Genomic DNA, 22966 nt, shown 5'->3' with positions numbered 1-22966 from the left:
AGATTGATTTTTGGGGGTATATAATAAAACACTGCGGTGGATAGCAGTTTTATGATTAAAAAACAGTAGATGAAAGGAGCTCTTGTGGGGATACTACCATTGATATTTTCATTTTTGTTTTTCATTATATGCGGAATGTATATGTTCTTTGGTGCTTATATTGTTTCGGTTAATTCAAAAGAAAAAAGTAATCGGATTTTCTTTGTGTTATGTATCTTCTTAAGTGTCTGGACATTTAGCCTGGCCATGTCCATTTCTGTGGCGGACATAGAGACTTGTTTTTTTTGGCGACGTGTTTCAGCACTGGGTTGGTGCACCTTTGCGGGGATATTATTACACTTCTTTTTAATTCTAACCAATAAACGAAGGTTGCTTCAAAAGTGGTGGATCTATTTTTTAATTTATACACCGGCAGCGGTCTTTATTTACATCTTTGCGCTATCTCATGACCTGGCCATCCTACAGTATAATTTAATCAATACACCATTTGGGTGGATGAATAAAGCCGAAAATAATATCTGGAACGTGCTGTATTATATTTATTACTATAGTTTTATCGCCATCGGGCTGGCAGTGCTCTGGCATTGGGGAGAATACTCCGGTGACAAGCGAAATAAGCAACAGGCCAGGCTTATTTTGTATGGGTTTAGTATTTCATTAATCAGTGGCTTTATGTTACAGATTCTCGGGAATGAATTATTCTTAACAGGAGCCACACAAAAAGTTTCGAATGTTATGTTTGTCGCAATCCTGGCAATGTTTTATTCAATAAAAAAATACAAACTGGTAAGAATGCCGCCACTCAATATGGATGAAGTCATTTTAAACAAGGGGAATCGCACAAAAATATACAATTACTTGTCGGGATGCTTTATCGCCGGGAGTTTTTTGAATATCGTGTCCCGGCACTTTATTCCAGAACAGGCTGATCTGATCACGATCCTGAGCTTTAGTGGACTATTATTGGCGATTGGTTTTATGATACAGATTGCCCAGCGTGTTGAGCCGCTAAAGAAGTACCAGAATTATATCATCATGGCGCTAATTGGTTTATCGATACCAGTGATAACCTTTGAGTTTATCAATATTGCCAGTCCGACAATTTGGGCGTTCCCATTTATTTTGATTATTGTTGCCCTTGTTTACAATAACCGAATTGCGCTGGTTGGTATAACGGTGTCCATTTTTCTAACCCAGATTCTCGTGTTTATTATCAAACCTCAGGCAATTGTCGAAATTAACAGCTCTGCTTATGTGGCGAGAATCGGTTTGTTTGGAATTGGTGTATGGGTGGCATTTTTTGTAAATAAACTCTATGTTCAGCGATTAAAGCAAAATGCTGACCAGTTAAAAATCCAAAAAATGATTTCAGAATTTTCGACTGACTTTTTAAATGTCAATGCTATCAATTTTGAAGAAAAATCCGCAAAATGGTTACGTAAAAGCGGAGCGTTCTTCAATATTGACCGGGCCTGTATCTGTTTTTTTAATGACGATAAAAGTAGCGTATCGTGTCAACAGGAATGGCGCAATGAAGACGTCGCGTCACAAAAAGCAGAACGGCAGGAAATTCCGGTCGAAGCAGCACCAGAATGGATTGAATCAATTATTGCAAATAAGATTGTTCATAATTTCAATCGCGGAGATATTTTGGATGAAAGACCCAATGATGTAATTATCGCGATCCCGATATCCAGTAAAGTTGAGGTAAGAGGATTCCTGGCCTTTGAAATAAAAACAGAGAAGGATGAATTAAACCCTGAATACGAAGGGCTACTGGAAATTATTGCCAACATTTTAGCAGATGCACTGGTGAAGATCGATGCCGAAAATGAAATCAACTATCGCGCTTATTATGATCAACTAACCGGACTGCCTAACCGGTTATTGTTCAATGACAGGTTAAACCAGGGAATAGAATCAGCACAACAAAATGGCAAAATGATCGGAGTCATCTATCTGGATATTGATAGTTTCAGAACTGTTAATGATATGATGGGGCATGAGGGCAGTGATAAGCTGCTGGTTCAGGTCAGTCAAAAGTTGGTAAGATCGGTAAAAAAAACCGATGCGGTTTGCCGTTTTGAGGGCGATGGATTTGCAATCATGTTAAATAATATGGCTCGGGATAAAGAGGTTTTAAAAGTAGCCGACCGGATCGCCGGCTTATTTAAGCATGCTTTTATTGTCAATGGCCAGGAATTTTATATCTCTGCCAATGCCGGTATTTCGATTTATCCGAAGGATGGGGATACCGCCGAGGAGCTGATAAAAAATGCCGATATTGCCATGTGTAAGGCCAAAGAAAAGGGAAAAAATAACTATGTGTTATGTTCATCAACGATTAAAGAAGAGGTCAAATTCAAAAACAAACTGACCAGTAATCTGTATCATGCTTTAGATAATCATGAATTACGGGTTTATTATCAACCACAAATTTGTCTGACAACGGGAAAAATTGTCGCTGTGGAAGCGCTGCTGCGATGGCAGCATCCTGAATTGGGAATAATTCCGCCCAAGGTGATTATTCCCCTGGCAGAACAAACCGGATTGATCAATCCGATCGGAGAATGGGTGCTGACGACCGCATGTAGTCAAAATAAGACATGGCAGGATATGGGACTGCCCCCGGTACGGATCGCTGTTAATATCTCGGCAACCCAATTTCGAAACCCACTGTTGATCAGTCAGATGAAAAAGCTGCTCAAAGAAACCGATTTAAAACCAAGGTATCTGGAACTGGAGCTGACCGAAAACATCGCAATCAACAAATCCAGTTATATTGTCGGTGTTTTAAACGGGTTAAAAAAGCTGGGACTTTATATTTCCATCGATGATTTCGGGACCGAATACTCATCATTGAGTCGCCTGAAATTATTGCCCATGGATCAGATAAAAATAGACAAGCAATTCATTGATGGCATCACCGAAAATGAAAAAGATCAGGCGATCGTTAACACGATTATTCTGCTGGCCAAAAATTTGGGACTTAGTGTAATTGCCGAAGGCGCTGAAACGGAGGAACAGATTGATTTTTTAAAAGTGCAGCAGTGTGATACGGTTCAGGGTTTCTTTTACTATAAGCCGATGCCGGCAGCGGAAATGGAGGCAGTACTACGACAAAAAAATCAACACCCTGAATAAGTGTCAGGGTGTAGTTTTCGTTAATTCAGATTGTTTTCTTCCAAAGCCAGTTTGGCGGCGGGAAAGGGTTCCAGGGCCCGGCTTAAGATTCCCTGAACATAGGCGATCAGCATCCCATAGTTGGTGATGTAAACCCCTTTTTGTCGGGCCGTGTGGACTCGATACTGCATTTCCCGGCGGTTGAGCATACAGCCGCCACAGTGGACAATCACGGCATACTCACCAATATCTTTGGGATAATGAGCACCGGAGGCCCAGTGAAATTCGATATCACAGCCGGCAATCTGGCGGATCCAGCGGGGGATTTTAACCTTGCCGATATCATCGGCCTGGCGGTGATGGGTACAGCCTTCAACAATCAGGACCTTATCCCCGGGGGCCAGTTGTTCAATTCGCTTAATGCCCCGGACCATTTCGGCCAGATCGGTTTTTTGTCGGGCAAACAGGATCGAAAACGAAGTCAGTGGAATACCGGCCGGGGTATCGGCCGATACTTTGAGAAAAGCTTGAGAATCGGTGATGACAATGGCCGGCGGCTTGTTCAGGCTCTCCAGCGTGTGTTTCAGTTCATGTTCCTTGGTGATCATCGCTACCGCATCCTTTTCGATGATGTCCCGGATGGTTTGCTGCTGAGGCAGAATCAGCCGACCCTTAGGCGCGGATTTGTCGATCGGGGTCACCAACACCACCATATCACCGGATTCAATCAGATCCCCAACCAGGGCCGGTTCCACATCCTCATAATTGGCATGGTCAATGATCATTTGCTTGACCGCTTTAATCCCGGTACCATTATAAACGCTGGTAAAGGATAGGGGGATTTTAAGCGATTTTTTCAAGGCTTCGATCTCTTCGGGGGCGGGACAACCCTTATCAGCTTTATTTAACACAAAAACGCTGGGGATTTTGCGCTTGATCAGTTGATCGATGAATTCTTCTTCAAAGTCAGTAATGCCGGTTTCAATATCCGCCACCACAATCGCAAAATGACATTTTCTGAGTACCTCGTAGGTTTTTTCAATTCGCAGCAGCCCCAGTTCCCCGGTATCATCCAGACCGGCAGTGTCGATAAAGACCACCGGGCCGATGGGTAGCAGTTCCATGGTTTTATAAACCGGGTCGGTGGTGGTTCCGGCCACATCAGAAATAACGGCCACCGACTGATCGGTGAGGGCATTGATCAGCGAGGACTTACCGGCATTTCGTTTGCCAAAAAGGCCAATTGCCATGCGGCTGGACATTGGGGTTTCATTCATACTATTTAGATTCATAATTTTTTATTTCCTTTCGATCGGTGATTTAGATCAGAGATTTTGATTAATGCTTTCGATCCATGCTGGGTGAGGTCAGGCGTTCCGGTTTTAGCACCTCGGCCAGTTCAGCAGCTGTCATCCATTTTTTTTCAAGAATAATATCCTTGATCGGTTTTCCGGTTTCTTTTAAAATCAGGGCGGCTTCGGTGCCCTTGTCATAACCGATGATGGCGGTGAGGGCGGTGAGTGTCACAGTACTGTTTTCCAGATTGGCCCGACAGGTCTCCTCATTGGCCGCAATCCCGTCGATACAGCGACGGATAAAGATCGGTAGGGTGTGACTGAGCAGATCCAGTTCTTCAAACAGGTTTTTGGCTATCACCGGCAGGAAAGCATTCAGCTCCAGTTGTCCCGACATGGCAGCCAGAGTAATGGCGGTATCATTGGCAATAATCTGAAAGGCCACCTGGTTGACAGCTTCGGGAATGACCGGATTAACCTTGCCGGGCATAATCGAAGACCCGGCCTGAACTGTCGGCAGGGTGATTTCGCCAAGGCCGGTGTAGGGTCCCGAGGAAAGCAGCCGCAGATCATTGGCAATTTTAGAAAGATTGACGGCGGCAGTTTTTAACAGGCCGGAAACTTCTACAAAGACGTCGCAGTTCTGGGTTGGATCCATCATATAGTCGGTCCGGGCCAGGCTGATGCCAGTGAGATCCCGGAGCTTTTCAATCATCGTAAAGATGTAGGACCGGGGCGCATTTAAGCCGGTACCCACGGCAGTCCCGCCGATATTCACCTGCCGGAGCCGTTCTTCAGCCTTGTAAAGCCGCCAGCGGTCCCGGGAAATAGCCTGGGCCCAGGCCCCAAACTCCTGGCCCAGGGTCACCGGTACGGCATCCTGGAGCTGGGTCCGTCCGGCTTTGATGACCCGCGAAAATTCTTCCTCCTTTTCCTGGAGCGCCGATTGCAGGTTGGCAAAGGACTCGGTCACCGGTTTTAGCAGCCGGATGGCAGCAATCCGTACCGCGGTGGGAAAGACATCATTGGTGGATTGGTGGAGATTGACGTGATCCAGTGGATGAATCAGGCTATAATCGCCTTTTTGTCCGCCCAGGTGTTCAATGGCCCGGTTGGCAATCACCTCGTTGACATTCATATTAGCCGAGGTGCCGGCACCACCCTGCATACAATCCACTACGAAATGGCTGCGCAGCGCCCCGGCTAGGATCTCATCACAGGCGGCGGTGATGGCTTCGCCCTTGTCCGGATCCAGGGCGCCGATGCTGATATTGGTCAGCGCCGCCGCTTTCTTGATGACCACCAGGGCTTCCACCAGTTCTTTATGAATCGGTATGCCGGTGATCTGAAAATTTTCCAGGGCTCGAACCGTATGGATACCGTAGTAAGCATTAATTGGCACCTCCAGTGGGCCCAATAAGTCGTGTTCTGTTCGCATCTTTTCCCTCATTTCAAATAAGAATCAAATAAAAATAAAAGACAAAAAAACTCTCTCTCCGAAAAATGGACGGAAAGAGAGCGTAATAGCATTAAGGACGTTTATTTAATAAAAAATAACAACAATTAAGTTAAAATACTAAATCAAATAAACTTGCCAATTTCGCACCTTTCCGGTCAGAAAAATCTTTTCGGTCAGGATAATAGCAATAATATAACGTTTTCAGTTAATAAGGCAATCTTAGCATTGTTTGAGTGGTTTGTCAAAGCAGGGTTAGGGTATTATTTTGTGAAACCGGCCTGATTTGATATTTGGCTCGATTAGATATGATAAACAGAGTAGTAAAAAATAAAACCAGAGGAATTAAAGGGAATTTAAATCCCAGTTAACAAACTTTTTTCTTGACTATTTTAACTGGTTTAATTAACATAGAGATTAATTTGTTTATAATGATTATTTGATAAAAGAGGATAACTACTAAAAATCGGGAGGCTAGCAATGAGTGAATTAGAAACAGCATATCCATGGGCATTGTTTAATCTGGAGCAGGGTATCTATGGTGTTTCCAGTCAATATATTAAAGCCATTTTTAAAATCGAAAATTTAATTAAAATGCCGGGTATGCCCCATTATATGCGGGGCGCAGTTAATATGCGCGGAAAAATTGTACCGATTATTGATACGCGAAAATTTTATGGCTTCCAATCGGTAGCTGAGGAGATTAACGGACTGACAGAGCTGCTGGGACAACGAAAACAGGATCATATCAATTGGATCAGAGAATTGGAAGATTCGGTTGTGGAAAACCGGGAATTCAAGCTGACAACAGATCCCCATGCCTGTGCTTTCGGGAAATGGTATGATCATTTTGAAACCAATGACAACACGTTGGAATATCTTTTGCGAAAATTTGATGCACCCCATAAGCGGATTCATGCAGTCGGCGTTGAGGTCAGAAAACTGGTTGATCAGGGCGATCGGGAAAAGGCCTTTGAGGTAGTCAGGAAAGCAAAAAATAGCGAACTGATTCAAATGATTAAACTATTTGATTCATTGGTGAATGACTTTGCGGAATCGAAACGGGAATTGGCAATCGTGTTGGAAGATCCAAAACAAAACCTGGAAATTGGCCTTACGGTGGATCGGGTCATTGCCATTGAACCAATATTGGAAGATCGGGAAAATACCCTTGATTCAGTGACCCATAAGTCTCATGAGAGTCTTGGCTTGGCTAAACGATCAAAAGATCAAGCACCGGTATTCACGATCGATGAAAAATATTTTTTGAATTTATAGCAAAACTTTTTGTTTTGGCAGCAGTTCTTTGACATGATAAATGAAACGGTGTGATTTTATTGAAAAAACGGGTAAGTATTCCATAAACCAGAGAGGAGGATTTGTAGATGAACTATCAAATCATTAAAGAATTTCCCCATCCGATGATGGAAAAAGGAAAGAGGCCGGTGATCTCCATTTATGTGGATACCAACATTAAGAAACCGGATCGTCTGGAAAATCCCATCCGTTTCAAAAATCTCGTCAAAGAAGCACAGGCTTCTTTAAAAGACAAGGAATTCAAAGGATTTAAAGATCTGTTTTCGCTTTTTAAAGAAATGGAGGAAGACGCTTTGTTCTGGGAAGGGGCCACTGAAAGCCTGGCCATTCTGGGGGATGAAGAAGAATGCATTGTCTATAAGCTGCCGGTGAATGTAAAAAGCCTGGCGATTGTGTCAGACAGCTATTATATAAAACCTATGTTAAGGAGTTTTCAGTCTTATGGCCATTATCATGTGCTGGGTTTGAATCGGGATAATTTTATTCTTTTTGAAGCCGACCGCGACGGAATCCACGGGATTCCCGTAGACGAAAAAGATTCAACCATGGAAGGGGTTCTGGGAACCGAAAAAACTGCCCCCCATCTTTCGGTCGCTAGTATTGGCGGCGATCAGTCGATGTATCACGGCCATGGTGGCGCCAAGGATGAGCGGAAGGTTGATCAGGAAAAATTTTTCCGTCATGTCGATGCTTTTATTCTGGAGAACTACTCCAAGCCATATAAAATACCCCTTATTCTCGTTGGCCTGGATGAACATCAGGGGGAATTCAGAAAGCTGACAAAGAATAAATATCTGATTAATGAGGGCATAAAAGTTGATGTCGATTCGCAGGACAAAAAGAGTTTGCATGAAAAAGTTCAGAATGTAATGAAGGAGCTGTTTAAAAAAGAGCTGAAGGAACGAATGGATATTTTTTCGGAAGCTCACGCCAAGGATTTAGGTTCCGATGACCTGGTGCAGATCGGCCGAGCCATCGCCGAAGGCAAGGTAGCCACTCTTTATCTGGAAGAAAACAAGGTTCATCCAGGACTCTTTGATCCCCAATTGGGAACCATCGTTCAGGGCAAAATTGTGGATCCCCGAGTTGGGGACGTTTATGATGACATGGCCGAGGTGGTACTGAGTCGGGGTGGTGAGGTATTGATTTTAGAAAACGAGGATATGCCGACCGAAAGCGATATTGCCGCCGTGTACCGGTACTGAGAATCCGGTTGGATTAACGTCGAACAGAGGATTAACTCCTAGTATTTAAAGGGGTTAATCCTTATTATTTTTCCGGATTAAGTTGGATTTTGTAGTATAATAAAGAAATTAAAACGCCGTTGAATGATTGAAGCGGCAAGATAATTAAAAAACACCAAAAAATACAATCGGCAAAAGTGAAAGGGAAAACCATGAGCAACGAATATAAAGCAAAAATAGGAACATTGGTTGACAGTATTTCTGAGAGTTATAAAAAGGAATGTTATATTGCCCCCCATGATTTAGGTTTTTTACCGAATCGGACCGTGATTATTGATACGACCAAAGCATTGCGGCAGCTTGTTTTTCCCAGTTATTTCGGGAGAACTAATTTTCGCAGAGAAATTCAGGACTATCACATTGGTGAATTGTTGGTTTGCATCATCGAAAGTCTGACCAAGCAGTTCACCTTGGCGCTAAAGCATCAGGCTGGCAAATCCGGAGATTTAGGCGAAGCCGAGTGTCACCAGGAAGCGGAAAGAATTTGTTATGAATTTATGAGCAAAATTCCCCAAATCCGGGAGTTTCTGGCCACTGATGTGATCGCGGCCTTTGATGGCGACCCGGCGGCAAAAAGCAAAGATGAAATTATTTTTTGCTATCCCGGCGTTTTCGCCATCAGTATTCATCGGCTGGCCCATGAACTTTACAAGCTTTCAGTGCCGTTGATTCCCCGCATCATGAGCGAATATGCCCATAATATCACGGGCATTGATATTCATCCCGGCGCTACCATCGGCAAGTATTTTTTTATTGACCATGGTACCGGAGTAGTTATTGGTGAAACTGCTGTTATTGGTGAGCATGTCAAAATCTATCAGGGGGTTACCTTGGGGGCGCTGTCGACCCGGGGTGGACAGAAACTCAGAGGAGTACGGCGTCATCCCTGTCTGGAAGACGAGGTAACGGTTTATTCCGGGGCTTCCATTCTCGGGGGTGAAACGGTAATCGGTAAAGGGTCGGTTATCGGCAGTAATGTGTTTATCACAAAATCGGTGCCGGAAGGGACAAAGGTCAGTATAAAAAGTCCGGAACTGGTTTTTGGCGAACGATCGAAAAAGGAAGCCCCCAAACAGGAACAGCTTTCAGATATCGAAACGATTTAAAAAGGATAACAGCATATGCAGACAAAAGCGTTTCAAGATTCCATTTGGATTTTGAAACGCTTTTTTAGCGCTGTTTAAAGCGTAACAAATTCTCCCGATTCTTACCGGGATTTTGTCGCAAAAACCAATAGTTGTGCTATAATAATCACAAGTTTAAGTATGATGAGGAGGGTAACAATGTTAAATATTGCTTCGCGGATTGATCAACTGCCGATGACCCCGATGTTGAAGAAGGTTCTGCTGTTAACCGGGATCGGCTGGATGTTTGATGCGATGGATCAGGGGATGGTTTCCGGTGTGATGGCAGCCATTGGCAAAGAATGGGCCCTGGATCCCAGCCAGCTGGGTTTGTTGGGCAGCATCGGGATGCTGGGGATGGCGTTGGGCGCCGGATTGTCCGGCATGGCCGCGGATAAATGGGGCCGCCGGACGGTAATTATGTGGACCCTGGTTATTTATGGGGTCTCCAGCGCGCTGTCTGGTTTTGCCGTGAATTTTACAATGCTGCTGGTATTACGGTTCTGTACTGGTTTTGGACTGGGCGGGGAACTGCCGGCGGCATCAACCCTGGTCAGTGAGTTTTCGCCGACCCGGATGCGGGGCCGCAATGTTATTATTTTAGAGAGCTTCTGGGCCTGGGGATGGCTGATTGCGGCCTTCGTGGCGTATTTATTTATTCCCGTATACGGTTGGCGGATGGCCTTTTTTGTCGGTGGAATACCAGCCCTGTTTGCGGCCTTTTTTCGCATGGCCGTGCCCGAATCGCCCCGTTATCTGGAATCAGTGGGTAAAACCAGTGAAGCGGAAGATCTGCTGATGACGATGGAGAAACAGGCTAACATTACCAGTCAGGTGAAAGCCGAGGAATCTGTAACCGATAAGTTAACTCATATCAAGGCATCGTTTCTGGATTTATGGGGCAAAGAATATATCCGTTCTACCATTGTTTTATGGGTGATCTGGTTTGGTATCAATTTTGGTTATTATGGCTTCGTGTTATGGACCCCATCGCTATTGGTAGCCAAGGGCTTTACACTGACTAAAAGTTTTGAGTTTACCCTGATTATGTGTCTGGCTCAGTTACCGGGATACTTCAGTGCTGCCTACCTGATCGAAAAGGTCGGGCGAAAAAAAGTCTTGGCCATTTATTTCGCCGGAACGGCTCTGGCGGCCTGGCTGTTTGGCCATGCTGGCAGTGTGGAACAAATTCTAATCTATGGTTCGATGCTATATTTCTTTAGTTTGGGCGCCTGGGGCTGCGTTTATGCCTATACCCCGGAAGTCTATCCCACCTTTTTTCGGGCCACCGGTTCCGGTTGGGCCGCCGCCTTTGGTCGCATTGGGGCCTTTTCAGCACCCTTTGTGGTGCCGGTGATCTATAATTATTATGGCACCGAAATCGGCTATACCAATGTGTTTATTACCTTGACCCTGGTGTTTGCGGTGGTGGCTGTTGTGGTGGCGGTGTTTGGCAAGGAAACGATGGGCAAAACCCTGGAAGAAATAAATAAAGCAACAGTTTGAAATTAAGACGTCATAAAATAAGTGAATAAATAAACAGCCTGTTGTCTTTAATCGACAACAGGCTGTTTTTTTTCAAAACGTTTATATAATTGACAATCTTCAATCGCATCATTGGGATAAGGCATTTTCAATCGATTTGAGATAGGCCTTGCTGGAAACGGTGGCGCCGGTGACGGTGTCGACGGTGGTATTTTGTTTTTCGATGACACTGTTGATGATGGTGCTGGTCATTTCCGGAGATTCGATGGTGACGGTTTTGACCACATCGATGTTTGAAATCTGATGATCGGCAACGCTGACGGCGACCTCATTAGTCCAGCGTCCGGCCTGGTAAACACCGGCATAGGTGCCATCTTCAATCTTGGTCAGATCGACCGGGTTGATCGCCAGGTTTTCTCCGGCTTCCAGGCCGTTGGTGATGTAAAAAACGCCCCCAGCGCCGACCAGTACCAATACCCCCAGAATACTGAGAATAATCATCATCACTTTTTTCATCTGTTTTTCCTCCTGTTATTTAGATTCCTGGTCCATTACTTCCAGGTTTGCCAGCATTTTTTCTAGTGCTGACCGGGTCATCGCCATTTCTTCAGCCGAGATACCTTTAAATAACTTTTCGGTGAAGATTTCTGATTTTTTTTGACTATTTTTACCAAACGAAGCAACCGCATCGGTTAGTTTAATCCGGGTGATCCGGGCATCATGGGAATCTTTTTCCATCACCACAAAACCCTTTTGTTCTAACTTGAGCGCAACCTGTTTGACATTCTGATGAGAACTCCCCATTCCTTTGGCAACTTCTTTGATGGTTGGGTCGTGATCAAAAATATTAGCAACGACAATGGTGAGCAGCCACTGTTTGGTTGTTAAATTGTATTCTTTCAGTTCCCGCTCCAGCATCGTATCCATCTGGTTGGCAACGACTTGAATCCCGCCAAAGATGAATTTTTGATCGGGCATTGAATCGATAATGTCCAAAATATAACCTCCAACAATCTATTAAGGTAATATATTACCTTAATAGATAATACATTACCTTTTTTTATCTGTCAATACTTTTCGGTAAAATTAATTTGTTTCTGAAAAAAGTTAAGGGGTATCTGTATTTGAAAGGGTTTGCAGAAATTTAAGCAGCAGAAAATTTCGAATTTATGTTATTATAGATAGGCATCAGAAAGAGGAGAACTTTATGCCAAAAGTAGGAATGCGAATTTTTAAGACATTTATAGCGGTTTATCTGTGCTTCTTAATCTATTTATTAAGAGGCGAGCAAGGCTCCCCCTTCTATTCGGCGATTGCGGCGATTTTATGCATGCAACCCTATGTTTCCAATAGCTTTAAGGTGGCGATGAATCGGACCTTGGGAACCTTTATCGGTGGTGCGATGGGTTTGGTGCTGCTTATCTTCGAGCGGAGCTTCATTCCGGTGGATATGCCGGTATTGCAGTATCTTGTGGTCTCTCTTTGCGTGATCCCGCTGATTTATTTTACCGTCAGCATCAGAAAAGCAAGCGCAGCTTATATTACCTGTGTGGTATTTTTAAGTATTACGGTGACCCATGGGGCTGATGTGAATCCGCTGATCTTTACCATCGACCGAATTATTGATACGTTGATTGGAATTTTTGTGTCGTTAGGTGTTAACGCCTTTCATCTGCCCCGGCGAAAAAACAGGAAGACTCTATTTGTTACCAATCTTGATGGATCATTGCTAAATTCTCATGGTGAAGTCAGCAGTTACTCCAGAATAAAATTAAATACCATGATCCGGCAGGGCGCTTTGATTACCATTGCGACGACAAGAAGCGCGGAAACCCTGTTACCCTTGCTGGAAGGGATCGAAATGAAAGTCCCCATTATCATGATGAATGGCGCCGTTTGGTATGATCTGCAAAAACGGACTTATTCATGCTGTAAGAAAATGAAACCGGAAACAGCCAAACGAATTATTGATGTTTTTGAAAGGAGCGAACGGAACTGTTTTACTCACGCCATTATTAACGATGTCCTGCATGTTTATTATACCAGGCTCATTAACCCGGTGGAGGAAAAAATCTATCACTCGAAAAAGCGCCTCCCCGAGCAGAGCTATGTGTGCGGTGAATTACCAAATGATCAAAGCGTTTTATCGATCATGGCAGTGGATCAGCAAAAGACTATAGTGGAGCTGAAAGATGCCATCATGACCCTGGATATTGCCCCTTCTGTTAATATTGAGTGTTACCCGGACGACGAACACCCCGGCTATTATTTTATCGAAATAACCAGTCATGAAGCCTCAGTAAAAAATGCCATCAGCGATATGAAGACTTATTATGATGCCGAAAAAGTGGTCGCCTTTGGTAACGATATCCGAAACTCAGCCGTGCTGGAGGCCGCCGATTTTGCTTATGTGGTTGAAAATGCCTCGGATGGTCTAAAAGGAATGGGCTGGACGCAGATTGGTACCAGTGACAGTGATACGGTGGTTAAGACCATCAGCCGGCATTTTTATGTCAAACCTTTTAGTTTAAAACAATGATGGCCGTTTGCAGAGAAGAATGGGTTTGACACTACATATTGTATGTGTTAATATAAGTACAACAAAATAAGATGGTAATGGTGCTGCGCCAGCTGGAGCAGTTTAAGGGGAAGCAGGTGCAAATCCGGCACGGTCCCGCCGCTGTAAAGGGGAGTTTTTTATCGGAAAACAAGCAGATAAATCTGAGTGTTTTTATAAAAAATCAAACCTGAGTCAGAATACCCGCCGTTATTAGACACACCAGACTCTACGCGTGATAGGGGGTGTTTGAACCAAGGAATCATTATGCCTCTTGACACGCCGTCGAGGGGCTTTTCAATGCCCAAAACAATGAAACAAGACTACCAGGAAAGAAGGAAAACAAACCCGTATGATTACTAAAATCAAAAAAAGAGATGGTCGTGAAGCCCCTTTTAATATTGAAAAAATTGCCAATGCTATTTTCAAAGCAGCCAGTGAAATTGGCGGACAAAATTACCAGACCGCCATGGATCTGGCCGAAAAAGTGACCATTTATATCGAACAGGAAATGAAGACCAAAGCACCGACGGTGGAAGAAATTCAGGATGCGGTTGAAAAAATTCTCATTGAAACCGGACATGCTAAAACCGCCAAGGAGTATATTCTCTACCGGGCTGAGCGGACCCGGATCCGGGAAATGGATACCCGGCTGATGAAGATATATGAAGACCTGACCTTTAAAGAAGCCAAAGACAACGATGTAAAACGGGAAAATGCCAACATTGACGGTGACACCGCCATGGGCACGATGCTGAAATATGGATCAGAAGGAGCCAAACAGTTTTATGAAATGTTTGTCCTGAATCCGGACCATTCAAAGGCCCATAAAGCCGGTGAAATCCACATTCATGATCTGGATTTTCTGACTTTGACCACCACCTGCTGTCAGATTGATTTAGAACGGCTGTTTAAAAATGGTTTTTCGACCGGCCATGGACATCTGCGCGAACCCAATGATATTCAGAGCTATTCGGCGCTGGCCTGCATTGCCATCCAGTCTAATCAAAATGATCAGCATGGTGGACAGAGTATTCCCAATTTTGACTATGCCATGGTTCCAGGGGTGAAAAAAACCTATATCCGGCTTTATCGGGAAAATCTGGCTAAGGGCTTAACCCTATTGACGGATACCAAAAATGCCTTAGCCAAGGTTAAGGCCATCAGTGAAGATATTGACAAAAAACTGGGACTAAGTCCTGAGTTGAATCATCCGCAAGATTACCTTGAAGCAGAAACCCGGAGTCTGGCCCAGTGGATTCACGACGCCAACATTATTACTCGAGTTCAGCAGTTTGCCATGGAAAATGCTGAAAAAGAGATCGATCGCAGCGTCTATCAGGCGATGGAAGCCTTTGTCCATAATCTCAACACCATGCACAGTCGGGCCGGAGCCCAAATTCCCTTTAGTTCCATCAACTACGGTATGGATACCTCAACCGAAGGACGGTTGGTGATTAAAAACCTGCTGCTGGCCACGGAGGCCGGGTTGGGAAACGGCGAAACTCCGATCTTTCCGATTCATATTTTTAAGGTTAAGGAAGGGGTGAATTATAATCCCTGGGATCCCAACTATGATTTATTCAAACTGGCCTGCCGGGTCAGTGCCAAGCGTTTGTTTCCCAATTTTTCCTTTTTGGATGCGCCCTACAACCTGAAATATTACCAGGCCGGCCAACCGGAAACTGAAATTGCTTATATGGGCTGTCGCACCCGGGTGATTGGAAATGTCCACGATAGCAATCGGGAAATCACCTATGGCCGCGGCAACCTCAGTTTTACCACCATTAACCTGCCCCGGATTGCCTTAAACAGCAAGGGCAACCAGGAGCTGTTTTTTAAAGAGTTGGATCAGAAAATCGATCTGGTGATTGAGCAGTTGCTGGAGCGATTTGAAATTCAGGCCCATAAAAAGGTTAAGAATTTTCCCTTTCTGATGGGTCAGGGGGTCTGGATTGATTCGGAGGATCTGACCGACGAGATGGAAATCCGGGAAGTATTGAAACATGGCACCCTGAGTATGGGCTTTATCGGACTGGCGGAATGCTTGACGGTTTTAACCGGAAAACACCATGGCGAAGGGGCTGAAGTTCAGGAACTGGGGCTGGAAATCATTGGTCATATGCGCAGGCGTATGGATGAAACCAGCACCCAGTATCAGCTGAACTTCACCCTGCTGGGAACCCCCGCTGAAGGCACCGCCGGACGTTTTGTCAAGTTGGATAAACAGGTCTTTGGTGAAATCCCCGGCGTAACCGACCGGGAATACTATACCAACTCGTTTCATATTCCCGTTTACTATCCTACCAGTGCCTACGAAAAGATCATGCTGGAAGCCCCTTATCATGAACTGACCAACGCCGGGCACATCACCTATGTGGAAATGGATGGGGATCCCCTGGATAATCTGGAAGCCTTTGAGAAAGTGGTCCGGACGATGAAGGAAGCCGGCATCGGCTATGGCTCTTATATAAGGTAAAAAACATAATAAATATACTTAAATGGCTAAATAATAGTATTATAGATTTATTACATATAATCAAAAAATATAATAAAACTTAAAGACCAATTCAGAAATGCATATGAAATAGTATGTGTTTTTTTTGATGCGTTTAAGTAGAGTTCAATTAGATTGATCAATTATTATTTAGCTATCAGTTCCCATTCAGAACGATGAAATCGAAAGATCAAAGATAATTTGATAAATCTAACCCCGGAAAATATTAAATCCATTAGTTTTGACAACAATTTATGACACTAAACAGGCTGCTTACTAAACATTTAGGTTATCCCGCCCATTACACGATATCATAAAGCAAACTATATTATAAATTCTTGATTCTTGTTTCATCCATATTCATTGGGGTATCAAATTAATCAAGTAAGGAGTGTGGAAAAAATGAAAAAAGTAATTCTTGTCTTCACTTTATCGTTGTTAGCCGCTTTGGCTCTTACTAGCATTTCATTTGCGGAAGAGATGGAACTTAAAAGTCCGGATGTTATACTATCAGAAATTATGGTAGAGCAAGGAATTAAGGATGCAACACAGATTGATCCAAACAAAGTAAACCAGGAGACACTTGAAGCATTAGGTGATTCGGTGATGGAAAAAATGATTGCTAATTCAGCTATGCATGAACAGATGGACATCAAACTAGGCGGAGACGGATCAGAATCCCTTAGAGCCTTTCATATCAATCTTGCTGTCAATTATCTAACAGATTACCCAAATGGGATGATGAATCTCATGAGCGGAGGAATGATGACGAATAGTTATTCATCTACTAATTCTGGATGGTACGGAAATGGAATGATGAATAATAATTCATATGCCAATTCAGGATGGAATGGATATGGGATGATGAATTCTTTTGTATCTGCAGTGGTTACCATTGGTATTATTGCCATATTTCTGATTTTAATTATTGGCGTCATAATTTTTGCAGTGATAAGATCAAAAAAGATACCGATAGCTCAGGAAAAATCTCTGGAAATATTAGGTATAAGGTACGCACAAGGTGAAATCACAAAGGAAGAATTTAATAATATGACAAAGAACATCCGCTCCCTAAAATAAATTCAGATTTTAGTTGGGTTCATTAGAGTGAAATATGTTTGAGAATAGAAAGAAGGAATCAATAATGATGTATGGCATAGGTTATGGTGGTGGTTTTGGCTTCTTTATGATGTTTGGATTGTTTCTATTACTTGTTCTGGTTATCATCGGAGTGTATTTTATTGTTCACCATTTTACAAATTCAAATGTAAAAGAAGGAACCCGTTCAGGTGATAAAGCTCTGGAAATTTTGCATGAGCGGTATGCTCGCGGTGAAATCGATGAAGAAGAGTACAATCGAAAAAAAGCGGAGTTACGAAAGTTATAGCTAAGACAGGATGGAAAAGGACTGTGCTTTCTGGTGCTGTCCTTTTTTTTAGTAGTTTTGATGTAATGGTTGGTCAAATAGGTAATTATATTTCCAACTGTTATAAAGTGTAAATATAGTTGAAAATAAAGAAAGGCACTTCCAATTGAGGCGGAAAATCTATATTTTGTGCTTCTTATTGGCTTATCGAAAAATCTATGTATAAAGCAATGAAGGGACAAATAACGGTTTGTCGCCATTTATTGTCCCTTAAGATTAATTCACACGATATCAGTTTTCAGAGTTTACACAAAAAATGAAACATTTTCCTGGCTTTCGGAAAAGAGATCTCAAGGTCTAAAGCAGGACTCTTAAAGCTGATTATAAATTATGTTTCCTTAATTCTATTTTCTTCTTAGCATATTCTTCATCAGCAATTTCTCCAGATGCATAGCGTTCATTCAAAATTTCTAAAGATCGATCTGTTGTTTGATATTTAAATCGATTGTTTTGGGGATTTCCGTTTTTTGAAAACCAAACAATAGCAACAACCACCACAAGCACTAATAGTAATACCATAAATATGGTTACACCCCCTGTTATTCCCATCATACCGAATCCATTGTGCATACCATACAGTGAGTGAATTCCGTGCCAACCTAACGTATTAAATCCCATCATTTTATTAGCCACCTTTCAACTGATTTCTTGATTTTACTTGATGTATATCTTTGTACTTATTCTAATAAAATTATGTGTAGATCTTATGTAGATTTCAATTACAAAAATATTTTCTCAACTATTTTCATTTGATCAATTTCTCGACTATTTCTTAAAATTCTTGCCATGTAGATTATTAAGAAATTTTCCTCAATAATCTATTTCAAATAATATATTTTTAATAATTTCAACTGTGTATCATCTGGATACTTATTTTTCATCACTTTCCATTCGTTAAGTTCATCAACATTTAGCCCAGCCTTTACAAGGTCTTCAGCACCAACAATAAAGGCCATATCTTTATTTACACGTCCATCTGCATTCCAATGCACTTGAAAGCCTTGATCGAGACTTAGAATATAACCATCATTTTCTAAAACAGCAATTTGGTCAGGTATCTGACTTATTAGTTTCTCGAATGCTTCATTAGAGTCTTTATAGATTTCTTTGTTACTGCTGACATCAAATTTATATATGAGCATATTTGGATTGTTATCTGAAGCTGCTACATAAGTGAAGGGTGTTCCTTCGAGTTTAGTAACATCTAATCCAGCATGTATAAATTCATCAGCATTTATAGAAAGAGAAAAGTCAGCATCACTCACAGAAGGATCTTCTGTCCATTCAAACTTATCACCGTCTTTAAGTAGGAGCCCAAAATGGCTTAATGTCTCATGATAGACTTTATTTTCTAAATTGTTAGTTACTATCAAATTAAAACTACTGGCTGCATCCCTTATAATCGCACTATTGTTTTCAGATGTCCTATCATTGCAACCCGTTAATGCAAATATTAACAACGCTACTAAAGTTATTACAAAAAACTGCTTTTTCATATTTCCCTCCTAAATTATTGCATCAATATCATCTAAAGATAAGCCGTTTCTACACTTTTGAAAATAGTCATCAAAAATATCGGCTATCACAAGGTGGTAACAATAGATTCTATTCACGGCAATTTAACTTTTATCAAATAAAATTAAAAAATCTTGTCTTGATTCACAGAAGGATGAGCACATGTTTCAATAAAGTCAAGCTATCACACTTGTCAACGTTTGTCAACAATGATTTGCGTCAGACAGCACTACTGAAGTGTTTATTCATATGACCTAAATTAAAGGAGTCAATTATAGAGACAGATCTTCTCGGCTGACTAATTTTATACAGCTATTCTCACTATCATTCTAAGAAAAATATAAAAGGGGCAGTGCATATGATTTTGGCACGACCCCCTTTATGTTTTAAAATGATCTTTGACTTGCAGATCGAAGCAGAATAGATTAATAAAATAACCGCCATCGTTTAAACAATGCTTATAATCATTATTCCAAATCATTCTTAGAAATTTGTTCTTTCTCTGAATCCTCTAAATTTTTTTGACCATTATGATGTTTATGACCAGAATGGCCACCGCAACATCCGATGCCGAATTTAGACATGACAAACATGAGTCCGATAAAGATTAAAATTGATATGATTGTTCCCATTGAAATTCTCCTTTAAAATTATTTGTTGTATCTATCATACAATAGACTTATGAAGAAATTATGGAGAGATTGAGTATTTCAACATAAATAAAATCAAATTTTCAAATAATTTTGCAAAAATTTGAGAATGATAAAAAAGGACACCTGCAAAACAATGCATGTGTCCATCTAGCTGGAAAACAGAAAGTAAAATTACTAAGAAAGTATGTTCTGATTTGAAGGTTTTTCCTCTGTTTGATCCGTTTGTTCAGATTTACCTTTATCTCCACCCCGTAACATCATCGGCATCATGAGTACCATCATAATCGGGCAAATGAATGGCAGAAGCGTAAATAGAATACCTTGATAACCAAGCAATGTTATGATAAGTAGTATTAAAATGGGTGCACCACAACAAAGGGCCATCATCATCATGTGTGACATGTGATGTTTTTTATTTTTTTTCAGGTTGTTCTTGTTTTCATCGTTTTTACAACAATTCATCAGTATCAGCTCCTTAAAATTATTTGATCTATGTTTGCAAGTATACTTGATAGTTGTGGAGATTTTATGGAGATTGGAAAATTTTAAAAATTTATTACAGTTTTTTCAGAAAACAGAAAATTCGGATATCAATGAGATATCTGTCAAATAGTGATTGAGATTATCTGAATTTCATATTAAGATAAAAAAGATAATCTACAACTTGATTTAGCCGATAAAATAACGTATAATGCATATCTATCATAACAGATAGATATGATAGGATTAAACAACATTGTGAAAGGTGATATTTATGAAAAGATATCCATTAATAAGGACTTTTGCCTTATACAGTCTATTCGCGTTTGTTTTAATGGGCATTGTGCTTTCCCTGGTTATATATGAACATATTAAAAATGATAAGCTAGATAATCTTGAAGAAGTCTCTAAAATTACAATTAGTACGGTTGTTAAAAACAATCTGACTAAAACAGACTTTGCTGATACCATATCTGACACTAAGGCATCTCAAATCAAGTCTAATATCATTGAATCCATGAATTTATATGACATTCAAGCGATTATGCTCATCAACCAGGATGAAAAAGTAATCATGGCAGATAATTCTGTTTTTACTGTTGAACAACCTGACAAAAAAAATCTTGAAAAAGTATTAAATGGTGAGACTCCTTTCGTCGTTTCAGATGCTTATGCACTCAATAATGCTGAAGATGAGAATAAAGGCAAGCTGGTCATAAATATTTATGAACCGATCATCTATGACGGTAAAGTTGAAGGTGTTGCCGTTTTGCAAATCCTTGAAAAGAACATCAGTGAACATGCAAACATGATTGTACAAGTGATAGCATTGACAGTCTTTGGTGGATTTTTGATCCTTTTTTTATTGTTGGTTGGCATTCTTTATAAAACATCACAAACACTTCGACAACAAAATAAAGAGCTAATTAATCAAAAGTCAGAAATCGAATTATCACTGAAAAGACTTGATGATTCCTATTTAAATACTGTCTTTGCTTTATCCAATGCTGTTGATGCAAGAGATCCTTATACAGCAGGACACTCTGAACGGGTGTCAAAAATATCCATGCTTTTAAGTAGAGAACTGAAATTGACAGCAGAAAATCAAGAAATTCTTGAATATGCAGGGCTTTTCCATGATATCGGGAAAATAGGGATACCTGATCATATTTTGAATAAGAATGGTAAGCTGACAGATGAAGAATACGAGGTTATAAAAAAGCATCCGGATATTGGAATTAATATCCTTAGTAATGTCGATTTTCTAACTGAAGCTTTACCAATTATTCGCCACCATCATGAGATGTTCTCAGGCAATGGTTATCCATGTGGGCTCAAAGGTGCGGAAATTCCACTGGGTTCACGGATCATTGCCATTGCCGATACTTATGATGCAATGACGACAGATCGGCCTTATCGACAGCGATTTAGCCATGAGGTTGCAGTAGCGGAAATTCAAAGAAACAGTGGAACTCAATTTGATGACAAATTGGTTGACATATTTATAAAAATTGAAAGTATCATCAAAAGTATTAACTAGTAATTAGGTGTGATCAGAAATACCCTGTAAATTTTCACATTATTTCAGACTGGTTTAATCACAATAAAACGGATGAAAAAGAACGAAATAATGGGAAAAAACTGGCGTGTCAAAAATAAAACGCCAGTTTTTAATCACATAATCACGCTCTGTTTCTCCAGAAAAAAGGGAAATAACGCCGTTAGGCGTTAAATCCCAGCTTCCGCAGAAGCGGCAAATACAATTTCTTCATCAATAAGTTCGGTTTGTTTTTGAAAGGCGAGAATCAGACACTGGGTAACGAGATTACCGACTAATCGCGGATACCCGCCAGTGGATGATGAAATGGCTTCATAAGCATTCTCGTTGATCAGATTCCGTGAAACACCGGCATGCTTAAACCGGTGTTTGATATAGTCCCTGACCTCATCCGGTGTAAGCGGTGAGAAATGAAAGCGGGTCACCAGTCGCTGATCAAGCGACCGGTTCTGGTTTAAAGCCAGACGGTTGGCCAGCGTTGGTAAACCGGTGAGAATCAGAATAAAAGGATTACGTTTATCCATGTCAAAGTTAAAAATGATGCTCAGATCGTGAAGAAACTGAGCCGAAGCCGACTGCATCTCATCGAGGATAAAGACTGGCGTGATGCGGCGCTTATCATAAAGATCGGTAATGACGTTCTGAATCTGAAAGAACAGCTCCACTTTGCGAAATTTTGGCTGTTCCCCAAGCGAAAAGGCCAGCCCCCGGTAAAAATCCATGGTTGTCCCGGAAGACATCGGGAAATACATGACCTTNTATAACGACGGATTCANACTGTCNGCANAGACCCGCAGGGNCGATGTTTTACCAACCCCNGGNTCNCCNGTAATCAGACCAAAACCNNNGGTGGTTTTNAGATAATCCAGACGNGCCAGNACTTCCTTGTAAGCTTCNGANTGAAAGAGCATCGATGAATCAATCCCCTTGTCAAAGGGCGCCTGCTGGAATCCGAAAAATGATTTATACATGAGGCACACCGCCTAACGCGCTGTAGCTGATAGCATTGTTATTGCGTTTGGCAATGGCGTTGTCCGTCATGATGACTTTTTTACAGGTATAAATCCGGACACTGTTTTCATAAATATAGATTTCATCCGGGCATTCATTGGGATAACGGATATCGACGCTCTTGCCAATAAACATCGGCGACGCTTCGAAAAGGGCGTTGTGCAGCGAAATGGTGGCATCCGACTTGACCTTTCTGGTTACCCGGATCAGAAAGGCTTCATCAAT

At 41.6% G+C, this 22966-nt stretch carries 19 protein-coding genes, 1 pseudogene and 1 riboswitch; of the genes and pseudogenes, 10 read left to right on the top strand and 10 right to left on the bottom strand.

Annotation, left to right across the window (positions count from 1 at the left end; genetic code table 11):
• Positions 1–69: 69 nt before the first annotated feature.
• Complete coding sequence (locus A3KS_RS19840; protein ID WP_084504864.1) at positions 70–3144, top strand: EAL domain-containing protein; 3075 nt, start codon at positions 70–72, stop codon at positions 3142–3144.
• 20 nt (positions 3145–3164) lie between these two features.
• On the opposite strand, the gene hydF is transcribed toward A3KS_RS19840, so the two are convergent.
• Together hydF and A3KS_RS0103015 are read right to left on the bottom strand one after the other, a co-directional pair.
• Complete coding sequence (hydF, locus tag A3KS_RS0103020; protein WP_207637738.1) at positions 3165–4415, bottom strand: [FeFe] hydrogenase H-cluster maturation GTPase HydF; 1251 nt, start codon at positions 4413–4415, stop codon at positions 3165–3167.
• 46 nt (positions 4416–4461) lie between these two features.
• Positions 4462–5856, bottom strand: a complete 1395-nt coding sequence (locus tag A3KS_RS0103015) for an aspartate ammonia-lyase (RefSeq protein ID WP_026393651.1) — start codon at positions 5854–5856, stop codon at positions 4462–4464.
• A 498-nt stretch (positions 5857–6354) separates the two neighbouring features.
• On the opposite strand from A3KS_RS0103015, the gene A3KS_RS22260 reads away from it, so the two are divergent.
• From A3KS_RS22260 to A3KS_RS0102995, 4 genes are all read left to right on the top strand, one after another.
• The gene (locus tag A3KS_RS22260) at positions 6355–7152 is read left to right on the top strand and encodes a chemotaxis protein CheW (protein ID WP_051355615.1); all 798 of its coding nucleotides are present in this window, start codon (positions 6355–6357) and stop codon (positions 7150–7152) included.
• Between the two features lie 107 nt (positions 7153–7259).
• Positions 7260–8396 (top strand): baeRF3 domain-containing protein, encoded by a 1137-nt coding sequence (locus A3KS_RS0103005; protein ID WP_026393650.1) that lies wholly within the window; start codon positions 7260–7262, stop codon positions 8394–8396.
• A gap of 191 nt (positions 8397–8587) precedes the next feature.
• Positions 8588–9541, top strand: coding sequence for a serine O-acetyltransferase EpsC (epsC, locus tag A3KS_RS0103000; RefSeq protein WP_026393649.1), 954 nt, complete (start codon positions 8588–8590; stop codon positions 9539–9541).
• 177 nt (positions 9542–9718) lie between these two features.
• Complete coding sequence (locus A3KS_RS0102995; protein WP_026393648.1) at positions 9719–11065, top strand: MFS transporter; 1347 nt, start codon at positions 9719–9721, stop codon at positions 11063–11065.
• Positions 11066–11173: 108 nt separating this feature from the next.
• Here the strand turns inward: A3KS_RS0102995 and A3KS_RS0102990 are convergent, their stop codons facing one another.
• Entirely contained in the window at positions 11174–11560 is a 387-nt protein-coding gene (locus A3KS_RS0102990) for an FMN-binding protein (RefSeq protein WP_026393647.1), read from the bottom strand.
• Between the two features lie 15 nt (positions 11561–11575).
• The gene (locus A3KS_RS0102985) at positions 11576–12040 is read right to left on the bottom strand and encodes a MarR family winged helix-turn-helix transcriptional regulator (RefSeq protein ID WP_242834726.1); all 465 of its coding nucleotides are present in this window, start codon (positions 12038–12040) and stop codon (positions 11576–11578) included.
• A 211-nt stretch (positions 12041–12251) separates the two neighbouring features.
• On the opposite strand from A3KS_RS0102985, the gene A3KS_RS0102980 reads away from it, so the two are divergent.
• The 4 genes and pseudogenes from A3KS_RS0102980 (at position 12252) to A3KS_RS0102960 (ending at position 17485) form a co-directional block, all read left to right on the top strand.
• A complete protein-coding gene (locus tag A3KS_RS0102980; protein WP_026393645.1) occupies positions 12252–13583 on the top strand; it encodes an HAD hydrolase family protein in 1332 nt (443 codons plus the stop codon).
• A 61-nt stretch (positions 13584–13644) separates the two neighbouring features.
• Positions 13645–13827: riboswitch (cobalamin riboswitch) on the top strand.
• A 126-nt stretch (positions 13828–13953) separates the two neighbouring features.
• Positions 13954–16068, top strand: a pseudogene (locus tag A3KS_RS19830) (anaerobic ribonucleoside triphosphate reductase); the annotation flags it as partial.
• 432 nt (positions 16069–16500) lie between these two features.
• Positions 16501–17178 carry an SHOCT domain-containing protein gene (locus A3KS_RS0102965; RefSeq protein ID WP_026393644.1) on the top strand — a complete coding sequence of 226 codons (678 nt, stop codon included), beginning with the start codon at positions 16501–16503 and terminating at the stop codon, positions 17176–17178.
• 64 nt (positions 17179–17242) lie between these two features.
• Entirely contained in the window at positions 17243–17485 is a 243-nt protein-coding gene (locus tag A3KS_RS0102960) for an SHOCT domain-containing protein (RefSeq protein WP_026393643.1), read from the top strand.
• A gap of 360 nt (positions 17486–17845) precedes the next feature.
• Here A3KS_RS0102960 and A3KS_RS0102955 read toward each other — a convergent pair whose 3' ends face one another.
• From A3KS_RS0102955 to A3KS_RS19825, 4 genes are all read right to left on the bottom strand, one after another.
• A complete protein-coding gene (locus A3KS_RS0102955; protein WP_051355614.1) occupies positions 17846–18145 on the bottom strand; it encodes an SHOCT domain-containing protein in 300 nt (99 codons plus the stop codon).
• Between the two features lie 197 nt (positions 18146–18342).
• A complete protein-coding gene (locus tag A3KS_RS0102950) occupies positions 18343–19020 on the bottom strand; it encodes a hypothetical protein (protein WP_026393641.1) in 678 nt (225 codons plus the stop codon).
• A gap of 486 nt (positions 19021–19506) precedes the next feature.
• A complete protein-coding gene (locus tag A3KS_RS23705) occupies positions 19507–19671 on the bottom strand; it encodes a hypothetical protein (RefSeq protein ID WP_169727686.1) in 165 nt (54 codons plus the stop codon).
• Between the two features lie 195 nt (positions 19672–19866).
• On the bottom strand, positions 19867–20154 hold the full coding sequence (locus tag A3KS_RS19825) for a hypothetical protein (RefSeq protein ID WP_035355079.1): 288 nt from the start codon (positions 20152–20154) through the stop codon (positions 19867–19869).
• 292 nt (positions 20155–20446) lie between these two features.
• Here A3KS_RS19825 and A3KS_RS22255 point away from each other — a divergent pair, with 292 nt between their 5' ends.
• On the top strand, positions 20447–21712 hold the full coding sequence (locus A3KS_RS22255) for an HD-GYP domain-containing protein (RefSeq protein WP_051355613.1): 1266 nt from the start codon (positions 20447–20449) through the stop codon (positions 21710–21712).
• 188 nt (positions 21713–21900) lie between these two features.
• On the opposite strand, the gene A3KS_RS0102930 is transcribed toward A3KS_RS22255, so the two are convergent.
• Both A3KS_RS0102930 and A3KS_RS19815 read right to left on the bottom strand, forming a co-directional pair.
• Positions 21901–22641 carry an ExeA family protein gene (locus tag A3KS_RS0102930; RefSeq protein WP_242834733.1) on the bottom strand — a complete coding sequence of 247 codons (741 nt, stop codon included), beginning with the start codon at positions 22639–22641 and terminating at the stop codon, positions 21901–21903.
• A gap of 52 nt (positions 22642–22693) precedes the next feature.
• A partial coding sequence (locus tag A3KS_RS19815; RefSeq protein ID WP_026395716.1) for a Mu transposase C-terminal domain-containing protein occupies positions 22694–22966 on the bottom strand: 273 nt, incomplete at its 5' end.

Origin of the sequence: Acetobacterium malicum subsp. dehalogenans DSM 11527 (assembly GCF_000472665.1) — a bacterium.
GTDB classification, from domain to species: Bacteria; Bacillota; Clostridia; order Eubacteriales; family Eubacteriaceae; genus Acetobacterium; species Acetobacterium malicum.
The sequence above is the reverse complement of the archived record's forward strand: the minus strand, read 5'-3'. Positions and strand labels throughout refer to the sequence as shown.

What these genes read in the sequence shown, in the direction of transcription:
- A3KS_RS19840 (WP_084504864.1), top strand. Translation starts at nt 70, where the DNA reads ATGAAAGGAGCTCTTGTGGGGATACTACCATTGATATTTTCATTTTTG.
- hydF (WP_207637738.1), bottom strand. Translation starts at nt 4,415, where the DNA reads ATGAATCTAAATAGTATGAATGAAACCCCAATGTCCAGCCGCATGGCA.
- A3KS_RS0103015 (WP_026393651.1), bottom strand. Translation starts at nt 5,856, where the DNA reads ATGCGAACAGAACACGACTTATTGGGCCCACTGGAGGTGCCAATTAAT.
- A3KS_RS22260 (WP_051355615.1), top strand. Translation starts at nt 6,355, where the DNA reads ATGAGTGAATTAGAAACAGCATATCCATGGGCATTGTTTAATCTGGAG.
- A3KS_RS0103005 (WP_026393650.1), top strand. Translation starts at nt 7,260, where the DNA reads ATGAACTATCAAATCATTAAAGAATTTCCCCATCCGATGATGGAAAAA.
- epsC (WP_026393649.1), top strand. Translation starts at nt 8,588, where the DNA reads ATGAGCAACGAATATAAAGCAAAAATAGGAACATTGGTTGACAGTATT.
- A3KS_RS0102995 (WP_026393648.1), top strand. Translation starts at nt 9,719, where the DNA reads ATGTTAAATATTGCTTCGCGGATTGATCAACTGCCGATGACCCCGATG.
- A3KS_RS0102990 (WP_026393647.1), bottom strand. Translation starts at nt 11,560, where the DNA reads ATGAAAAAAGTGATGATGATTATTCTCAGTATTCTGGGGGTATTGGTA.
- A3KS_RS0102980 (WP_026393645.1), top strand. Translation starts at nt 12,252, where the DNA reads ATGCCAAAAGTAGGAATGCGAATTTTTAAGACATTTATAGCGGTTTAT.
- A3KS_RS0102965 (WP_026393644.1), top strand. Translation starts at nt 16,501, where the DNA reads ATGAAAAAAGTAATTCTTGTCTTCACTTTATCGTTGTTAGCCGCTTTG.
- A3KS_RS0102960 (WP_026393643.1), top strand. Translation starts at nt 17,243, where the DNA reads ATGATGTATGGCATAGGTTATGGTGGTGGTTTTGGCTTCTTTATGATG.
- A3KS_RS0102955 (WP_051355614.1), bottom strand. Translation starts at nt 18,145, where the DNA reads ATGATGGGATTTAATACGTTAGGTTGGCACGGAATTCACTCACTGTAT.
- A3KS_RS0102950 (WP_026393641.1), bottom strand. Translation starts at nt 19,020, where the DNA reads ATGAAAAAGCAGTTTTTTGTAATAACTTTAGTAGCGTTGTTAATATTT.
- A3KS_RS23705 (WP_169727686.1), bottom strand. Translation starts at nt 19,671, where the DNA reads ATGGGAACAATCATATCAATTTTAATCTTTATCGGACTCATGTTTGTC.
- A3KS_RS19825 (WP_035355079.1), bottom strand. Translation starts at nt 20,154, where the DNA reads ATGAATTGTTGTAAAAACGATGAAAACAAGAACAACCTGAAAAAAAAT.
- A3KS_RS22255 (WP_051355613.1), top strand. Translation starts at nt 20,447, where the DNA reads ATGAAAAGATATCCATTAATAAGGACTTTTGCCTTATACAGTCTATTC.